Source organism: Rosistilla oblonga, from assembly GCF_007751715.1.
Taxonomy (GTDB): domain Bacteria; phylum Planctomycetota; class Planctomycetia; order Pirellulales; family Pirellulaceae; genus Rosistilla; species Rosistilla oblonga.
Map to the genome: position 1 here is coordinate 421,173 of NZ_CP036292.1, position 17,424 is coordinate 438,596.

At 58.8% G+C, this 17,424-nt stretch carries 14 protein-coding genes; 11 read left to right on the plus strand and 3 right to left on the minus strand.

What is annotated here, in order from left to right:
* The first annotated feature begins 162 nt into the window (after positions 1 to 162).
* The 6 genes from rpmF to CA51_RS01510 all read left to right on the plus strand — a co-directional run bounded on the left by rpmF (position 163) and on the right by CA51_RS01510 (position 5,860).
* Positions 163 to 345, plus strand: coding sequence for a 50S ribosomal protein L32 (gene rpmF, locus CA51_RS01485; RefSeq protein WP_145117368.1), 183 nt, complete (start codon positions 163 to 165; stop codon positions 343 to 345).
* 92 nt (positions 346 to 437) lie between these two features.
* A complete protein-coding gene (fabD, locus tag CA51_RS01490; RefSeq protein ID WP_145117369.1) occupies positions 438 to 1,370 on the plus strand; it encodes an ACP S-malonyltransferase in 933 nt (310 codons plus the stop codon).
* Positions 1,371 to 1,441: 71 nt separating this feature from the next.
* The gene (gene fabG / locus CA51_RS01495) at positions 1,442 to 2,200 is read left to right on the plus strand and encodes a 3-oxoacyl-[acyl-carrier-protein] reductase (protein WP_145117370.1); all 759 of its coding nucleotides are present in this window, start codon (positions 1,442 to 1,444) and stop codon (positions 2,198 to 2,200) included.
* A 228-nt stretch (positions 2,201 to 2,428) separates the two neighbouring features.
* Positions 2,429 to 2,671, plus strand: coding sequence for an acyl carrier protein (acpP, locus tag CA51_RS01500; RefSeq protein ID WP_145117371.1), 243 nt, complete (start codon positions 2,429 to 2,431; stop codon positions 2,669 to 2,671).
* 167 nt (positions 2,672 to 2,838) lie between these two features.
* Positions 2,839 to 4,074 (plus strand): beta-ketoacyl-ACP synthase II, encoded by a 1,236-nt coding sequence (gene fabF, locus CA51_RS01505; protein ID WP_145117372.1) that lies wholly within the window; start codon positions 2,839 to 2,841, stop codon positions 4,072 to 4,074.
* A gap of 124 nt (positions 4,075 to 4,198) precedes the next feature.
* Complete coding sequence (locus CA51_RS01510; RefSeq protein WP_145117373.1) at positions 4,199 to 5,860, plus strand: Na+/H+ antiporter NhaC family protein; 1,662 nt, start codon at positions 4,199 to 4,201, stop codon at positions 5,858 to 5,860.
* A 13-nt stretch (positions 5,861 to 5,873) separates the two neighbouring features.
* Here the strand turns inward: CA51_RS01510 and CA51_RS01515 are convergent, their stop codons facing one another.
* Positions 5,874 to 7,421 carry an FMN-binding glutamate synthase family protein gene (locus CA51_RS01515; RefSeq protein ID WP_145117374.1) on the minus strand — a complete coding sequence of 516 codons (1,548 nt, stop codon included), beginning with the start codon at positions 7,419 to 7,421 and terminating at the stop codon, positions 5,874 to 5,876.
* Between the two features lie 129 nt (positions 7,422 to 7,550).
* Positions 7,551 to 8,588 carry an ROK family protein gene (locus CA51_RS01520; protein ID WP_145117375.1) on the minus strand — a complete coding sequence of 346 codons (1,038 nt, stop codon included), beginning with the start codon at positions 8,586 to 8,588 and terminating at the stop codon, positions 7,551 to 7,553.
* A 260-nt stretch (positions 8,589 to 8,848) separates the two neighbouring features.
* Between CA51_RS01520 and CA51_RS01525 the strand changes: the two genes are divergently transcribed.
* The 5 genes from CA51_RS01525 to CA51_RS01545 all read left to right on the plus strand — a co-directional run bounded on the left by CA51_RS01525 (position 8,849) and on the right by CA51_RS01545 (position 14,861).
* Entirely contained in the window at positions 8,849 to 9,373 is a 525-nt protein-coding gene (locus CA51_RS01525; RefSeq protein ID WP_145117376.1) for an RNA polymerase sigma factor, read from the plus strand.
* A 67-nt stretch (positions 9,374 to 9,440) separates the two neighbouring features.
* On the plus strand, positions 9,441 to 9,971 hold the full coding sequence (locus CA51_RS01530; RefSeq protein ID WP_145117377.1) for a hypothetical protein: 531 nt from the start codon (positions 9,441 to 9,443) through the stop codon (positions 9,969 to 9,971).
* The gene (locus CA51_RS01535) at positions 9,958 to 10,650 is read left to right on the plus strand and encodes a hypothetical protein (RefSeq protein WP_145117378.1); all 693 of its coding nucleotides are present in this window, start codon (positions 9,958 to 9,960) and stop codon (positions 10,648 to 10,650) included. The genes CA51_RS01530 and CA51_RS01535 overlap by 14 nt, the downstream gene beginning before the upstream one ends.
* Before the next feature lie 18 nt (positions 10,651 to 10,668).
* Positions 10,669 to 13,479 (plus strand): DUF1549 and DUF1553 domain-containing protein, encoded by a 2,811-nt coding sequence (locus CA51_RS01540; protein WP_231745929.1) that lies wholly within the window; start codon positions 10,669 to 10,671, stop codon positions 13,477 to 13,479.
* Between the two features lie 74 nt (positions 13,480 to 13,553).
* A complete protein-coding gene (locus tag CA51_RS01545) occupies positions 13,554 to 14,861 on the plus strand; it encodes a DUF1501 domain-containing protein (protein ID WP_145117379.1) in 1,308 nt (435 codons plus the stop codon).
* A 195-nt stretch (positions 14,862 to 15,056) separates the two neighbouring features.
* Here the strand turns inward: CA51_RS01545 and priA are convergent, their stop codons facing one another.
* Positions 15,057 to 17,393, minus strand: coding sequence for a replication restart helicase PriA (priA, locus tag CA51_RS01550; RefSeq protein ID WP_145117380.1), 2,337 nt, complete (start codon positions 17,391 to 17,393; stop codon positions 15,057 to 15,059).
* Between the last annotated feature and the right edge of the window lie 31 nt (positions 17,394 to 17,424).

Consider the following 17,424-nt stretch of genomic DNA (forward strand, 5'->3'; position numbering starts at 1 on the left):
CGGCATTTGGTGGGAGGTTACCGGAAAATAGTCGAGATATCCGACAGCGAACGCGTTGACAGGTAATTTGAAGAATTTGTACGATATGGGGCTTCGACAAGCTGATAAGTCAATATGTCCGCAAAGAGCGTTGCTCCTAATTCCGTAATCTGAGATTCCGTCATGGCCGTTCCAAAACGCAAGCATTCTAACAGTCGTACCAACAAGCGACGTTCGCACGATCACTTGAGCCGCAAGCAATTGACCTATTGCCCCCAGTGCAGCTCGGCAACGCCGACTCACACCGTATGCCCAAAGTGTGGGTACTACATGGGACGCACGATTGTTGAAGTCAACGAAGAGTAGACCGCAGCTCGGTTCATCTCATCTGACATCTCTACACTAAGCAATCGCAAATCGCTTGGATTTGCTGCATTGCCGTTGGTCTATGGACGCTCATGGTTTCGCTCGAAGTGCAAAAGATCGGTTTTCTGTTCCCCGGGCAAGGCGCTCAGTCCGTCGGCATGTGCCGCGACCTGATTGAGCAGAAGCCGGTTGCCCGCGAGGTGTTTGATCGCGCTTCGGCAATCCTGGGCTATGATCTGGCCGACGTTTGTCTGGCGGGCCCCGAAGAGCGGCTCTCGGCAACCGAATACAGCCAGCCAGCTCTGTTTGTCAGCAGTATCGCTGCAGTCGAGGTGCTGCGAGCCGAGCAGCCGCAGGTCGTTGAAAAAGCGACGGTCGCCGCGGGGCTGAGCCTTGGCGAATATACCGCTGTCTGTTTCGCTGGCGCCTTGGACTTCGAATCCGCTGTGCGATTGGTGCAGCGACGCGGTCAAGCGATGCAAGCCGCTGCCGATGCTGTCGAAAGCGGCATGTCGAGCGTGCTGGGCATGGACGCGGAAAAACTAGCCGCGTTGTGCGAACAGGTCGCGGAGCCGGGCGAAGTCTTGCAGATCGCTAATTTGCTGTGCCCAGGAAATATCGCCGTCTCGGGCCACAAGACCGCGTTGGCCCGACTGGAACCCGCCGCGGCGGAAGCGGGAGCGATGAAAGTGGTCCCGTTGAGCGTGGCTGGCGCATTTCACACGCCTCTAATGGCATCCGCTGTCGAAGCGCTGACCGAAGCGTTGGCGGAGATGCCGATCGTCGAAGCCAAGATCCCGGTCGTGTCGAATGTCGATGCCAGTGCACACACCTTGCCCGATGAGATCCGCAGCCTGTTGGCTCGCCAAGTCGTCAATCCCGTGCGGTGGGAAGATTCGGTCCGGCAGATGATTGCCGATGGAACCGAAGGCTTCTTGGAAGTTGGTGCCGGACGCGTGCTGCGAGGCATTTTGCGTCGGATCGACCGCAAGATGCCAGCCGACGGCTTCGGCGACGCGAAATAGCCGACTGTGCCACCGCGGCCTCTCTTACCTTCTCGAATCAATCCACGAACACCGAACAAAGAACTAGACGTATGAAACTCTCGCTCTCCGCAGATTTGAACGGACAGGTAGCCATCGTGACCGGCGCGTCGCAAGGGCTTGGCAAATCGATCGCCCTGACTCTGGGAGCCAACGGTGCGACTGTCGTCTGCGTCGCTCGCAACGCCGAAAAGCTAGCTGCAACGGTTTCGGAGATCGAAGCGGGTGGCGGTAAAGCCGAAGCCTTGGCTTGCGACGTCACCGATCGCAAAGCTGCTGCCGAAGCGATCACCGGAACGCACGAAAAGCACGGCCGTCTGGACATCTTGGTCAACAACGCCGGCGTCACTCGCGACAAGCTGATGCGTGGAATGACCGACGAGCAGTGGGACGAAGTGATCGCGACGAACCTGACGAGTTGTTTTGTATGTTGTCGTGCTGCGGCAAGCATCATGCGTCGCGCGAAATATGGCCGAATCATCAACATGGCCAGCATCTCGGGGATCATCGGAAATCCAGGTCAAACGAACTACTCGGCGTCGAAGGCGGGTATGATTGGTTTGTCGCGATCGCTGTCGCGTGAACTGTGCAGCCGCGGTGTGACCGTCAACGCGGTCGCTCCCGGATTTATCGCCAGCGAAATGACAGCCGCCTTGGGCGACGTGGTGTTGGCTGAAGTGGAGAAACAAATTCCAGCGAAGCGCGTCGGGCAGCCGGAAGACGTGGCGGCGACTGTCCTGTTTTTGGCAAGCCCTGCGGCTAGCTACATCACCGGGCAGTGTCTGGTTGTCGACGGCGGCATGACGGGCTGATCGAACCGGTTTTTGTCAGATTTCTGTCCATAAGGGGCGGATGCTGCGAAATATCGGAAAAAACCGGGCTCTTGACGCTAGGAGAATGCCTGGCGGATATTGACCCTGTTTGTACGCATCCTCTATCTTTTGGAATCCTCAACGTTTGACGCACGTGTCGCAAAGCGGCGCTCGAATCAAATCATTAATTTTAGAAAACACTGAATACCAGTTTTTGGAGAACGCCGGATGGCATCGATTGAAGAACGCGTGGTCGACATTGTCGCAGAGCAATTGGGCGTGGACAAAGAGAAGATCACCCGAGATACCTCGTTTGTAAACGACCTGGGTGCGGACTCCTTGGACACCGTCGAGCTTGTGATGGAACTGGAAGAAGAGTTCGACATCAACATTCCCGACGATTCGGCTGAGAAGATCCAAAAGGTCGGCGAAGCGATCGACTACATCGAAAAGGAACAGGCTGCTTCGTAAGCCTGACTTTTCAATCCGTATGACGCAGTGCCGCCAAAGCCAGGACGCTTGAATAAAGCCTCGCGTCTGGTCTGGCGGCATTACTTTTATTATGGGGCGACTGTTCGAGTCACCTTCGCGTCTGTCGCGTTCTACGGCGACCGGCGGGATCAATTGGAACCTAAAACATGAATCGACGGGTCGTTGTGACCGGGATGGGCGTCGTCACTCCGCTTGGTTGCGAAGTTGACGAATTGATGCAAAACCTGCTGGCTGCCAAGAGTGGCATTCGGGACTTGGTTTACCTTGACACGAACGAGTTCAAGGTCAAGTTTGGTGGAGAGGTTCACGACTTCTCGCCAGAGCCCTACGTGGTCAAGAAAGAAGCGAAGCGAGTCGACCGGTTCTCCGCGTTTGCGATGTACAGCGCGGGCCGAGCCGTCGATCAATCGGGCATCGATTTCTCGAAAGAGAATCCCGATCGCTGTGGCGCGATTATTGGATCGGGTATCGGTGGTCTGTGGGAAATCGAAACCCAGATGCAGCGTTTGATCGCCAAGGGGCCCGATCGGGTCAGCCCCTTTGTGATCCCCAAGCTGATGCTGAACGCGGCTGGCGGTAACGTTTCGATCACCTATGGCCTGCGAGGACCTAACTTCGGCGTCGCCACGGCTTGTGCTAGCGCTGCCAATGCGATGGGCTGTGCGCTGCGATCGATCCAGACTGGCGAGACCGATGTGATGGTCACCGGCGGTAGCGAAGCGGCGGTCACGCCGATGGCGTTGGCTGGTTTCCAAAACATGAAAGCGCTTTCGACTCGCAACGACGATCCGCAGCGAGCCAGTCGTCCGTTCGACAAGGATCGCGATGGGTTTGTGTTGGCCGAAGGCGCTGGCATCCTGGTCTTCGAGGAATACGAACACGCCAAAGCTCGCGGTGCAAACATCCTGGCCGAGATCCTTGGCTTTGGCACCACAGCCGATGCGGGGCACATCACGTCGCCCGACGCCCAAGGCGCTGGAGCCGGCCGCGCGATGGCCGAAGCGTTGTCCGATGCGAAGCTGAATCCAGCGGACATCGGATACATCAATGCCCACGGCACCAGCACTCCGCTGGGCGACAAGGCGGAAACGCAAGCTGTGAAGACAGTCTTTGGCAGCGACGCGAAATCGGTCTCGATCAGCAGCACCAAGAGCGCCCTGGGGCACTCGCTGGGAGCCAGCGGCGGGATCGAATTGGTGATCTGCATCAGTGCGATCAACAATGGCAGCATCCCACCGACGATCAACCTGGACACTCCCGATCCCGATTGCGACCTCGACTACACGCCTCGCGAGGCGCGTCAGAAGAACGTCAAGATTGCGATGAGCAACAGCTTCGGCTTCGGTGGCCACAACGCATCGGTCATCTGCGGCAAGGTTTAGTCCTTGTTGTTGAGTTTGCCGCGGCGATCGCGTTGCGATAGCCGTGTCGAGGAATCGCCAACCGCTGGGTTCGCCCGGCGGTTGGACCACGCCTAAGCTTCGGCTCCCGCGGGATCGCGAATCCATGGACTTCGGCTGGCTCTCGCTGCTCCCTCCGCTTGTCGCCATTCTGCTGGCGATCTTCACGCGTCGAGTGATCCCCTCGTTAGTTCTTGCTGTTTTTGTCGGCGTTGCGATCTTGCAGTTCGCCGGCGATCAGTCACGGTCTTTGTCGCAACGGATGTTCGTCGACACGCCTTGGTCGATGGTCGAGGATCACCTCTGGTATGCGGTCACCGGCGGTGGCTCGCTGGATCCCTTTGCCGCACTTGTCTCGGTTGTTTCGCTCGACTTTCGCGGTGCTGGCGATTCGCTCTCAGCGCTCGCCACTTCGGATCATCTGCGCGTCTTCTATTTCACGATGCTCTTCGGCGCCTTGGTCGGGATCCTGCATGCCGGCGGGGCGATGCGGAGTCTTGTGTTGCGGTTGGCGATGCATGTGCAGACGCGTTGCGGCGGCCAGTTGCTGATCTGGCTGTGTGGGATGCTGATCTTCTTCGACGATTACGCGAACACGCTGTTGGTCGGAACGACGATGCGGTCGACGGCCGATCGGATGCGATTGTCTCGCGAAAAGCTGGCTTATCTGGTCGATTCGACCGCCGCGCCGGTGGCGGGACTGTCGTTGGTCAGCACGTGGGTTGCGACCGAGATCAGTTACATGAGCGAAGGCCTGGCGGCTCAGGGGAATCCGCAGGGGCTCAGCGGGTTTGATCTCTTTTTGCAATCGCTTCCCTATCGTTTCTACCCGATCTTTGCCCTGGTGCTTGTCGTTGTGATTGCGGCGACGGGACGCGATTTCGGGCCGATGAAGGCGGCGGAAGATGGTGCCGCCAAGGAACCGGAGGATGTTCGCGAGAGCAGTTTGCCGCAGTTGCACGATGCTCCCGCTTGGACCGCTATCGTGACGATCGCCGCAACGATCGGCGCGATCTTGTTTGCGCTGTATCGAACCGGCAGCGTCGAGGATCCCGACGTGGGTCTGCTGAGGTACTGGGGCCAGTATGTTGGCAATGCCGATCCCTACAACGCGCTGATCTGGGGTGGGCTTGTCGGTTTGCTGCTGTCGTTGACGACGACCTATTGGTGCGGTGCGAAATCGATCGGGCCGTTGATTGTCGGAGCGTTCGACGGGATGCGTCAGTTGATGCCAGCGATGGTGGTGCTGTTGTTGGCGTGGACGCTATCGCGGCTGACGACCGCCGATTTTCTGGACACTCAGGGTTTTCTTGGCGATTGGATTCGCGAGGCCAATGTCTCGTCGGTCTGGATTCCGACGCTGGTCTTTGTCGTTTCGGGAGTCGTCGCGTTTGCGACGGGAACCAGTTGGGGAACGATGGGCTTGCTGGTGCCGCTGTCGATCCCGATCGCGATCGCCAGTTCGAGCGATCCCACGATCCTGTATGCCACGGCGGGAGCTGTCTTGTCGGGTGCGATCTTTGGCGATCACTGCTCGCCGATTTCCGATACGACGGTCTTGTCGAGCCAGGCCAGCGGATGCGATCACATCGCGCACGTCAAGACTCAGATCCCCTACGCGCTGCTGGCGGCGGGCGTTTCGATTTTGTTTGGCTCGCTCCCCACCAGCCTTGGCGTCTCGCCGTGGTGGATGTTGATCGTCGGCTGCGTCGCAACGTATGCCGTCGTCCGGGCGTTCGGTAAGCTGCCCAGCGATTCCGCCGAATAAGGCGGCTGGCAAGCTATTCGACCAGCGTCGGCTCGGTCGCGTTGCTGGCTCGCGTCTCTTTTAATCCGGTGCCATCGCGCGTGTAGCCCAGCACGTCGTGCAGCTTGGAAAACTTGTTGACTCCGGTGCTGAATTCGATCTCGCGGCCATTGAATTGGCAGGGATGTTGGTACCCGCACGCGTACGATAGCGACAGCAGTTCCTTGCGGAAGCTTTGGATGTAGCGGGTCATTCGCTTTGCTTTGTCGTCGACGTCCAGTCCCGCTTGCAGCCAGCGGTTCTGGGTCGCGACGCCCGCGGGGCAGTGGTCGGTGTGGCACTTGCGGGCTTGGATGCATCCGATCGCCAGCATCGATTCGCGGGCGATTTGGATCGCGTCGCAGCCCATCGCAAACGCGATCACTGCGCGGTCGGGGAAGCCCAATTTTCCGCTGCCAAACCAGACGATGTCCTTGGAGATTCCTTGGGCTTGGAAGATCGGGTAGACGCGAGCGAATCCGATCTTAAATGGCAGTGAGACGTGATCGGAGAAGGTCAGCGGCGCCGCTCCGGTTCCTCCTTCGGCACCATCGATCGTGATGAAGTCGGGGCCTTCGCCACGCTCCCGCATCCGTCCGGCCAGCTTGTGCCAAAAGCCGGTCGATCCGATCGCGCTTTTGATTCCCACCGGCAGTCCGGTGCGAGCGGCGATCCGTTCGATCCAGTCGATCAGTTCGTCGACGGTATCGAATTCGGAGTGAGCGTTGGGAGAGATGCAATCGCGACCGATCGGGATCCCGCGCGTTGCGGCGATCTCGGCGGAGACCTTTTTGCCAGGCAGGATTCCGCCTTTGCCCGGTTTGGCTCCTTGGGAGAGTTTGACTTCGATGCAGCGAATCGATTCGTTGGCTTCGACGCGCTCGGCCAGCACGTCCAGCGAAAACCGTCCCGTCTCGTCGCGAGCCCCGAAATATCCGGTTCCGATCTGCCACATGATATCCGCGCCGTGGCCATGGTAAGGGCTGATCCCTCCTTCGCCAGTGTTGTGAAAACAGTGGGCTTCGCGGGCGCCGATGTTCATCGCCGAGACGGCGTTGGAGCCGAGCGAGCCAAACGACATGGCGGAGATGTTAATCACCGATTGCGGATGGTAGGGCCGTGCCCGATCGTGCGATTGCCCCATGATCTTCAGGCAGGGAATCGCTGTCTTGTCGTCGCTGATGTATTCCGCTTTGTGTTCGGGAAACGGAAAGACAGCGTGTTTGATGATCGGGTATCCGATGCTATAGATCTGCTCGGTCGTGCCGAAACCGAAGTTGCTGTTCTCGCCTTTGGCCGACGCGTAGACCCAGCTCCGCTCATCGCGATTAAACGGCATCTCCTCTTTGTCGTTGGCGACCCAATATTGCCGCATCTCTGGACCGATCATCTCCAGCCAATATCGGATGTGTCCAACGATCGGGAAGTTGTGCAGGATCGTATGCTTCCGCTGCATCGTGTCGTAGATCGCGACGATCAGCAGCAGGCCAACGGTTCCGCCAATTGTCAGCAGCAGCCAGTGATCGGTGATGGCAGCGAACATGTCAGGTCATCCGGTTTGCGGTGATATCGTTGATCGCAGATCGCGCTCGCTGCGGTCTTCGATCGACGAAAACGAGGCGAGCGGATGATGGGTCCAAGGCGGCAGTTGATGCCGTCGCACACGCGTCGCTTAGGTTGCCGCTGGCGGATTCGGCTCTGCTGGAGTCGGCTCTGGAGCGGCAGTCGGTGCGACGGGCGTCCGTTTCCTGGCCCAAGCGGCAGCGCCCAGCACAGCCGCGTCGTCTCCCAGTTCGGCTTGCACGACGCGGAAGCGATTTTTGTAGGGTGCCAGCACCGATTTCTTCGCGGTTCGCGTGACGGTGCCGATAATCAGATCGGGCATCGCTTCGACCAATCCGCCACCCATCACGATCGTGTCGGGAGCCAGCAAGTGGACGATGTTCACGACGGCCAGTCCGATCGTCCGCGAAGCCTCTTCGATCAACTCTTTGACTTCGGTGTCGCCATGCTTGACCGAATCGGCCAACGCACCGCTGCGAATCTCCGAGAGATCCATGCCGGTTTCTTTGTAGAGATGAGGTGCCATCCCGCGGTAAGCCGCTTTGGCCGCTTCGGCTGCGATCGCCAACCGGCTCGCCTCGGCTTCCAAAGTCCCCGACAGATCGTAGCCGCTGGTTCGCGATCCGCTGCTGATCCGGGTGTGTCCGATCTCCATGCAACTGATGTCGGCACCGTGCAGGATGGTGTCTTCGTAAACGCATCCGCCGCCGATTCCGGTCCCTGGAAAAATGCCGACGGTGCATCGCGACTTCTTCGCCGCTCCGTCGACATATTCGCCGTAGACGCCCGCATCGACATCGTTCAGCACATGCACGGGGCAGCCGAATTGTTTGTGAAGGATCTTGCCGATGTTGACGTTTTCCCAGCCCAGGTTGACGCAGACGTGGACCAATCCGGTGTTCGGGTCGACGGGGCCGGGGCAACCGATGCCGATGCCAGCGATCTCTTCGACCTTCGTATCGGTCTCTTCCATCGCCCGCTCGATCGCACCGATGATCCGTTCGATCACCGATTCCGCTCCCGAATTCCCTTTGGTGCGACGCCGACGCCGGCCCAGCGGCTTGAGGTCATGATCGTAAACAACCGCCAGCATTTTCGTGCCGCCTAGGTCGAAGCCAATCCACTTCTTCTTGTCTGTGTCAGCCATGGGGGTCTCGTGATCGGTTGCGATAGGGAAACGGAGGGTGCGTGAACAGGCAGAATAGAGGTTTTTTGCCGATTATTACAGCCCAGCAGGCCGCCGATCGTGGCGTTCGGCGACGGCCGCTACGCTAAAATCGTTCGGTTTGGGGCGGATTCATCTTAGCGATTCGCATTTTTTCCAAATTCTTTTCGCACCGCGACAATAAACTCCCGCCGCCAAGCATCTAGGTTTGTGCCAGTGCCTGTCCGCCAAGTGAAAACCGAGTGAACCAACGCGAATCGACACGATTGAGTGCCGACCAGGCGGCGCAGTTGTACGCGCAGCATGCGGCGTCGTTGTTGCGGTTTCTGACAGGTTTGACGGGGAGCGCTGACGACGCCCAAGACTGTTTGCAAGCGACCTTTGCGATCCTCCAAGAGAAAGGGGGCGCTTCGGCTGCTGGAACTCGCCGAGCTTGGCTGTTCCGCGTGGCTTACAACGAAGCGATGCAGTTGTTTCGCCGTCGCAAATTGGCGGGGCCGATGGAATCGGCGGAAGAATTGCAGCACGCGTCGGCGGGGCACGATTCGCCAGTCGATCGGTTGCTTCGCCAGGAGCGATTGCAGCAGGTGCGGCGCGAGTTGTCGCAGTTGCCCGAGGAACTGCAAGTGATCGTCAGATTAAGGATCGTCGAAGGGTTGAGGTTTCGCGAGATCGCCGACCAATTGCAGATCCCGCTGGGGACGGCGTTGGGGCGAATGCAGACGGCGCTGCGAAAGTTGAGCCAGCAATTGGGCGAAGACTTGTAGGCAGTGGCCGAACCGTCGCCGAGCTTTTGAAAATTGAACCGTTAAGAATTTGAAGACTGTGACAGCTATGAGTAACCAAGAACAGATCGATCGATGTCGGCTGTATCTGCTCGACGAACTGCAGGGGGACGATCTGCAAGCGTTTGAATTGCAGATGCAGTCGTCGCCCGAGTTGTTGGAGTGTATCGCCCAGCAAGCCGATTTGTTGGTCGATCTGGGAGAGGCTTGCCAATCGATCGCCGATCAACCGACCGTGGCCGCGGCTCGCACGTCGACCTCGTTCCTGCGAGTGGCTGGCGTGTTGGCGAGCCTGGCCGCGTTGGTGCTGTTTGTGATTTGGTTTGCACCGGTTGGGCATGCACCGCAGGCCAGTCGGACCAACGGTGGTGGAGTCGACGATGCCTTAGTCGCTCACGCCTGGGCAGAGAATCGCGTCGTCTTTCGCGGCGACGATCTCGACGTCGGGCAGGATGCGACCGTGATCGACTTTGATACCACCGTCGACGAAGTCCCTTCTTGGTTGAGCCTTGGTGTCGCGCAGGTCGAACGCACCGGCGATTCCACATCAGACGAAGGGACCGATCATGAACGAGGTTAACATTTTGTCGAACTGGCGCGGCGCAGTGGCTTGCATCCTGTTGTTGCTTGTCGCCGCGGGCAATCTTTCCGCGGAATACGATCTCTCACGCGACGCGATCGCTCAAGCCGATGGTTCCGCTGCGGAGCCGCCTGTCGAAGGTGAACGCCGAGTGACGGAGTTCGTGAAATCGCATCTGCCCGAGTTGGAGTCGGTGCTTGCTTCGTTGAAGAAACACTCTGCCAAGGAATACCAAAAAGCGATCGGCGACCTTGCGCGAACGTCACGGCGGTTGGAACAGCTGCAGCAGCGCGACCCCGACGGATTTGAATTGGAACTCACCTTCCTGCAATGGCAGACGCGAGTCGACATCGCGTTGGCTCAGTTGCAGGTTCGCGATAACGAAAAGACGCGAGCGCAGTTGCGGAGGTCGCTTGCCAGTCGCGAGCAGGCTCGGGTGGCGAGGGCGCGGCACGATAAGGCTCGGTTGACCGAGCGGATCGCTCGCCTGCAGACCCAACTGCAACGGCTGACCAATCAGCTGGAGAACGTCGACGTTCAGAAGAATGCGGACAAAGCGTATGCCGGGGCGATTCGGCGACTGGATGCCAAACAGGCCCGCCCCAATGCCGCTTCGCGGACGAAGAAGAACGCCAAGCCGAAGCCCGCGGCTGATCCCAAAACGCCAGAAAACAAATAACCCGTCTCGGATTTCCCAATGAAAGAGCGACAAATGATGCATCGAATCGGTCTTGATCAATGGATCGTTTCCAGTCGAGCGGCCTGTTGTGCGGCGGCGATGTTGGTCGCCAGCGTGGCGTTTGCGGCGAAGCCCGATACGCTTGGCGACGATTCCGTCCTGCCGGAGTTGAGCACGCGATTTGCCGTCAGCAACGAGACCTCCGAGATCCCCGACTTTCAAAAGCACATCAGTCCCCTGATGGGACGATTGGGCTGCAACGGTCGTTCCTGCCACGGATCGTTCCAGGGGCGTGGCGGTTTCATGCTGTCGCTGTTCGGCTACGATTTCGAAGCCGATCACAAGGCGATGCTCGAAGCCGATTCGGGGCGGATCGATACCGCCGACGCCGACGAAAGCTTGGTTTTGGCCAAGCCGATCGATGAGGACATGCACGAAGGTGGCAAGCGATTCGACAAAGACGGCTGGGAGTATCGCGTGCTGCGAACGTGGATCGCGGCCGGAGCAAACTACGATGCCAAGCAACGCAAAAAACTGGAACGCTTGGAAGTTGGCCCGGCAGAGATTCTGTTCGATCAAGACAAACAAACGACTTCATTGCGGGCGGTAGCTCATTGGGAAGATGGCACGCGTGAAGAGGTCACCGGTCTGTGCCGGTTCCACACCAACGACGACGCGATCGCGACAATCGATGAGACGGGGAACGTCACCTGCACCGGCGTGGGTGACACGCATGTCGTCGTTTCTTACGACAATGCGGTCGTTCCGGTCACGGTGATTCGGCCTGTTTCGGAATTGACCGGCGACGACTATCCGCAGCTGGAAACGCGGACCGAGATCGATCGCTTGATCGCGGTCAAGCTGCAAAAGCTGGGGATCGTGCCGTCGGAGATCTGCTCCGACGCGGAGTTCCTGCGACGGGCGAGCCTCGACATCTCGGGGACGCTGCCAACCGCGGCCGACGCGGCGGCGTTCATCGCTGACAACAGCAGCGGCAAGCGTCAACGCAAGGTCGAAGAACTGCTCTCCAGCCCCGGTTATGCCGCTTGGTGGACGACTCGGTTCTGCGACTGGACCGGCAATAGCGATGCTCAACTGAACAACGTCTCACCGATCCGTCAGGCACCGACGCAACATTGGTATGAATGGATCCATCGCCGCGTCGAAGAAAACATGCCCTATGACGAAATGGTCGAAGGGATCGTCGTCGCTCAATCGCGTGCGGAGGGGGAATCGTATCGAGAGTATTGCGAAGCGATGGGGGCCGCGTGTCGCAATGGCGAGATGGACGGGTTTGCCGATCGCCCTGGACTGACCTATTTCTGGGCGCGTCGCAATTTCCGACAGACCGAAGACCGAGCGATCGGATTTGCGTATTCCTTTTTAGGTATCCGGATCCAATGTGCTCAGTGCCACAAACATCCTTTCGACCAATGGTCCAAACAGGACTTCGATGAATTCAAGAATCTGTTTCAAACGGTAGGACTCAGGCAGAAGCCGCGCGACAAGGAGGACTTGGAACAGTATGAAGCGATGATGACGAAGATGGATTCCGACCTGAAGGGGAACCAGCTTCGCAGAGAGTTGCAAAAGGAATTCAGTAAGGGGGCGGTGATTCCGTTCCCCGAGATCGTCGAACGCCCGGTTCGCGGCAATGCCAAAATGGTTCGCAAGCCAGGGCAGAAAGCGCGTCGAGTGGTCGAGCCGCCGACGGCCAAGCTGTTGGGAGGCGACTACGTCGAACTGGATGGGATGGCGCGAGAGCAACTGATGCAGTGGCTCCGCGATCCTAACAACCCCTACTTCGCCAAAGCGATCGTAAACCGCGTATGGGCAAATTATTTTGGCAGCGGGATCGTCGATCCGGTCGACGATTTGAATCTCGCCAATCCGCCAAGCAATGCTCCGCTGATGGACTATCTTGCCGATGGGTTCGTCGAAAGCGGATACGACATGAAGTGGCTGCACCGCACGATCGTCGGCAGCGATGCGTATCAACGAAGCTGGCAGACGAACGACACCAACGCGTTGGACGTTCGCAATTTCAGCCACTTTGTGCCGCGACGACTGCCCGCCGAAACGCTTTACGACGCGATCTTGGTTGCGACAGCTAATGACAAGCAGGCGGCTCAGCTGTGCAGCAGCCGCGACGGTCGCGCGGTGGGGATTGCTTCGAGCAGTCCTCGCAACAACGGCCGCGGCTCGTCGTACGCCTTGCAGGTCTTTGGCCGTTCGATTCGCGAATCGAATTGCGATTGCGACCGGTCCGAAGATCCGAACCTGCTGCAAACGGTTTATCTGCAAAACGATGAGGATGTCACCAATCGGCTGTACGACCGCAATGGTTGGCTGGCTGAGCAGATGAAGAGCTTGGGCCAGCCGATGCTGGTTGGCGACGCGGCGATGGCGAAAGCGAAGCAACAAGGCAATGCGGCGCGGCAGCGTCAAATTACGATGCTGAAGAAGCGTCGGCAGGAACTGGTCCAGACGCTCGCCAAGGTGGAAAAGAATGCCTCCAGTTCGGAGGAGCAGCTGAAAAACAAGACCGCTCGATTGACCAAGCAGATCGCTCAAGTCAACCGGCGAATCAAAGCATTGCAAACGGGCGAAGTCCAGGACGTTGTCGCTGGCAAGGCGGCAAAGCTGGACAGCGAACAATTGACCAGCTTGGTCCAGCAGGCCTATCTGCGAACCGTCGCACGTTATCCGGAGCCGGAGGAATTGAGTAGCTCGCTGGCTTATATCGAAGCGGGCGATTCCGTTGCCAGCGGTGTGGGCGATCTTTTGTGGGCGTTGTTGAACACAAAAGAGTTTGTGTTGAATCACTGATGCCTTCGGGTGACGCAAGCAGAATGAAGACGCAAGTTTAGATCGGTGTGATAAGAAATTTGGAGCGATAGTCGATGGGTATCTCAAAAACGTGTGATGGTGTCAGCCGACGCGATGTGCTGCGAGTGGGAGCGTTGGCTGCAGGTGGGTTCTCGCTGACGAACTATCTGAGTATCGCCGAGGCGGGCGAGGTTCAAGCGGGTGCCAAGGCGACATCGGCGATTTTCATCAACCTGCCCGGCGGTCCGTCGCACATGGACACCTTCGATCTGAAGCCCGCAGCCGATGACAAGGTTCGCGGTCCATTCCAACCGATCAAGACGAACGTGCCGGGGATCGAATTTTCCGAGCACCTGCCCAAGCTGGCCGGCTGTGCCGACAAGTTTGCGATTCTGCGTGGTGTCAATCACACGCTGGCCGCTCACGCGTTGGGGCAAGAATATGTGAACACCGGTTCGCGTCCGCTGCCTTCGTTGGAGTATCCCGGTTTCGGATCGGTCGTCTCGATGGAACGCCCCGGCGATCGCGAGATCCCTGGATTTGTGGCGGTCCCCAATATCAATCAACGTCCCGGTTTCTTGGGAGTTCAGTACGCGCCGCTGAATACCAACGCAACGCCTCGAGCCGGGCAGCCGTTTGCTGTCCGTGGCATCAAGCTGGCCAACGGGATGACGGTCGATCAGATGCGTCGTCGCCAAGATCTGTTGAGCAGCTTGGATCGGCGTATGGCGTCGATCGAAAAATCGAGCTCCTTGCTGCAGGGACTCGATCGCTTCAGCGAGCAAGCCTATTCGATGATCACGTCGACACGCACGCGGCAGGCTTTTGACATCAGCAAGGAATCGGAAAACATCACCAAGATGTTCGACGATCAAACCTTCAGCCAAAGCTGTCTATTGGCGACGCGGTTGGTGGAGTCGGGAGTGCGGTTTGTGGGGCTAACGCTCGGCGGCTGGGATACGCATGTCGACAACTGGACCAAGTTGAAGACGGGGCTGTTGCCGCAATTTGATGCCGGGCTCAGCGGACTTCTGAATTCGTTGGCAGCCAAGGGGCTGTTGGAATCGACAGCGGTCTTTGTGACCGGCGAGTTCGGGCGGACTCCGAAGATCAACACCCGTTCGGCCGAAGGTGGCCGCGATCACTACCCACGCTGCATGTTCATGCTGATGGCGGGTGGCGGCGTCCGCGGCGGCCAGGTGATCGGCGAGAGCGACGACACCGCATCAGCTCCGCGACATGAAGCGATCACCCCTGACGACGTCGCGGCCAGCTTCTATCACAATCTGGGGATCGATCCGACGAAGGAATATCACACCGAAACGGGCCGCCCGATCACGCTGGTCCGCGATGGCAACGTGATCCCGCAGCTGTTTTCATAGCGGGTTGTGAGCTGAATTTGTCGAGCAATCTAATTAAATGAGCGAGTCGGGAGTTTGAGATCCCGATGACCGCGCTGCGTCATTTCTTGTTTCCGCCGTAAACCATCAGCACAGCGGCTGCGATGATAACGAAAGTAACCAGTCCGATGGCGAGAAGACCAAGCATTGTCATGTCATTCCTGTGAGTGGGGTTTTCTAAAGCATATCCAGCGGATCGATGTCGACAACGTATTGGATGTCTTCGCCCGATCGATGTTCGCTAGTTGCGGCGCGGATCACATTTCCCAGAGATCCCGCATCGGGACACTGCAGTAGGATATGGAATCGGTATTTGCCACGCAGTTTGGCGATCGGCGGCGGTGCGGGGCCGAGGATTCTAATTTCGGCTTGTTGTGCATCGCGAGCCCGTTCCAGGCTGCTGACCAAGTTGTCGGCGAAAGCTTCGGTTAAGGTCTCCTCGCTGCCGCGGATGATGATCCGGGCGATACGGCCAAATGGCGGATAGGCGAACTTCTGGCGTTGCTGCAGTTCCTCTTCGGCGAACTGGAAATAATCGTGTTGCGAGGCGGCTTGGATCGCCGGATGCTCGGGCGTATAGGTTTGCACGACGACTTCGCCCCCAGCATCTCCACGGCCCGCGCGGCCAGCAACCTGAGTGACTAATTGGAACGTCCGCTCGGCGGCGCGGAAGTCGGGGAAGTGCAACGCCGAATCGGCATTGATCACGCCGACGAGGGTGACGTTGGGAAAGTCGAGCCCTTTGGCGATCATCTGCGTTCCCAGCAGGATGTCGATCTCGCCGCTGCGGAATGCCGACAGCACGCGTTCGTGGCTCCCCGGGCGTCGCATCGTGTCGCTGTCCATCCGAGCGATGACCGCTTCGGGGAACTTTGCCTTGACTTCCATCTCCAGCTTCTGCGTTCCCAGCCCCGAATAACGGATGCCATCGAATCGGCATTCGGGACACCAGGGAGGCGTTCCGATCTGGTAATCGCAATAGTGGCAGACGGCTTTGCTGCCATCGCGGTGATGCGTCAGCGGCATTTCGCAATCGGGACAGGCGACGACGTGACCACACGAAGGGCACTGGATCGTCGTGGCAAAACCGCGGCGGTTCAGCAGCAAGATCGCCTGTTCTCCTTTAGCCAACGCCGCGCGAGTCGCTTGCATCAGCGGGCGGCTGATCGATCCGCCGGTGCGATCTTCCTTCAGTCGCAGGTCGACAAGTTGCACGTGAGGCATCGGGCGATCGCCGACGCGTCGATGCAGCGGGATCCGTTTGTAAATTCCCTTCTTCGCGGCGTTCCACGATTCGAGCGCCGGAGTGGCCGATCCGAGAATCAGCGGAATCCCCTCCAGATGCGCTCGGTAGCGGGCGACATCGCGAGCATGATACCGCGGGATCGTGTCCTGTTTAAACGACGCGTCGTGCTCTTCGTCGATCACGATCAGTCCCAGGTGAGGCGTCGGAGCGAAGATCGCACTGCGGGCACCAACGATCACTTGAACCTGTCCTTCGGCGATCCGTTGCCAATGATGGTTCCGTTCGACGGGGCTCATATGGCTGTGCAGCACGGCGACGCTTTCGAAGCGATCCTGGAACCGTTGGCGAGTCTGCGGCGTCAGGCTGATCTCTGGGACCAGCACGATCGCTTGGCGGCCGAAGCGTTGCAGGTGTTCGATCGCTTGGATGTAGACCTCCGTTTTGCCGCTCCCCGTGACGCCGTGCAGCAACAGCGTCGAATGTTTTCCCGAGTCGAGTGCGCTGCAGATTTCGGCAAGTGCCGCGGCTTGTTCTTTGGTCAAACTGTGGGCGTCGGTCAGCACGTTGTTCCGCGACGGCAGGATGCCTGGCGTCATCACGCGGCGGACCTCGCCCACGATCAATTTTTTTTGCAACAGCTGGCGGATCGGTCCCTCGGTGCAGCCGGCTTGGTCGGCCAGATCGCGGAGCGTCATCGGTTCGGCGGCGGCGATCAGATACTGCAACGCATACTGCTGTTTGGCTGGCAGTTTCGCCACGACCTCGTCGTCCAGCGCTTGTTGCGTCGGAGTGAAGAAGGTGGTCGCACGCGTGCCGGCTCCCATCCGCACTCCCGCCGGAATCAAGGCGTCGAAAACCTGGCCGGGTTGCGCCTGGTAGTAGTGCGCCATCCAGAGCACCAACTGGATCAGGTTGGCGTTGCAAAGCGGTTTTTCGTCGAAGCAGGAATCGATCGGTTTCAGTGCCATCCCGCCGGTCGTCGTCGCGGTGACTTTCGTGCACCAGCCCGTGATCGGTTTGCGTCGCTTGCCCAGCGGAACTTGCAATCGCATTCCGGGGCGAACGCTGTCGACAAGTTCGCTGGGAACGCTGTAATCGAACGGGCCAAAAGGCATTTCCGAAAAGACGACCGTTGCAACGGTGATCTGTTCATGGACATCGGTTTCCCACGCGGGCCCATCGAGGCTGAACAGCGAGCCTTGAGGGTCGTTGGCGGCGGGATCGGAATCGGATGACATGAATTCGTTCGGCAAGGAGAGTTCGGTCATTTCAGGATAATCTGCCGGAGACGATTTGAAG

Bases quoted from the DNA above. Each gene is read 5' to 3' on its own strand.
- fabD (WP_145117369.1), top strand. From the start codon at position 438: ATGGTTTCGCTCGAAGTGCAAAAGATCGGTTTTCTGTTCCCCGGGCAA.
- priA (WP_145117380.1), bottom strand. From the start codon at position 17,393: ATGACCGAACTCTCCTTGCCGAACGAATTCATGTCATCCGATTCCGAT.
- CA51_RS01535 (WP_145117378.1), top strand. From the start codon at position 9,958: ATGAACGAGGTTAACATTTTGTCGAACTGGCGCGGCGCAGTGGCTTGC.
- acpP (WP_145117371.1), top strand. From the start codon at position 2,429: ATGGCATCGATTGAAGAACGCGTGGTCGACATTGTCGCAGAGCAATTG.
- CA51_RS01540 (WP_231745929.1), top strand. From the start codon at position 10,669: ATGAAAGAGCGACAAATGATGCATCGAATCGGTCTTGATCAATGGATC.
- CA51_RS01510 (WP_145117373.1), top strand. From the start codon at position 4,199: ATGGACTTCGGCTGGCTCTCGCTGCTCCCTCCGCTTGTCGCCATTCTG.
- CA51_RS01520 (WP_145117375.1), bottom strand. From the start codon at position 8,588: ATGGCTGACACAGACAAGAAGAAGTGGATTGGCTTCGACCTAGGCGGC.
- rpmF (WP_145117368.1), top strand. From the start codon at position 163: ATGGCCGTTCCAAAACGCAAGCATTCTAACAGTCGTACCAACAAGCGA.
- fabG (WP_145117370.1), top strand. From the start codon at position 1,442: ATGAAACTCTCGCTCTCCGCAGATTTGAACGGACAGGTAGCCATCGTG.
- CA51_RS01515 (WP_145117374.1), bottom strand. From the start codon at position 7,421: ATGTTCGCTGCCATCACCGATCACTGGCTGCTGCTGACAATTGGCGGA.
- fabF (WP_145117372.1), top strand. From the start codon at position 2,839: ATGAATCGACGGGTCGTTGTGACCGGGATGGGCGTCGTCACTCCGCTT.
- CA51_RS01530 (WP_145117377.1), top strand. From the start codon at position 9,441: ATGAGTAACCAAGAACAGATCGATCGATGTCGGCTGTATCTGCTCGAC.
- CA51_RS01545 (WP_145117379.1), top strand. From the start codon at position 13,554: ATGGGTATCTCAAAAACGTGTGATGGTGTCAGCCGACGCGATGTGCTG.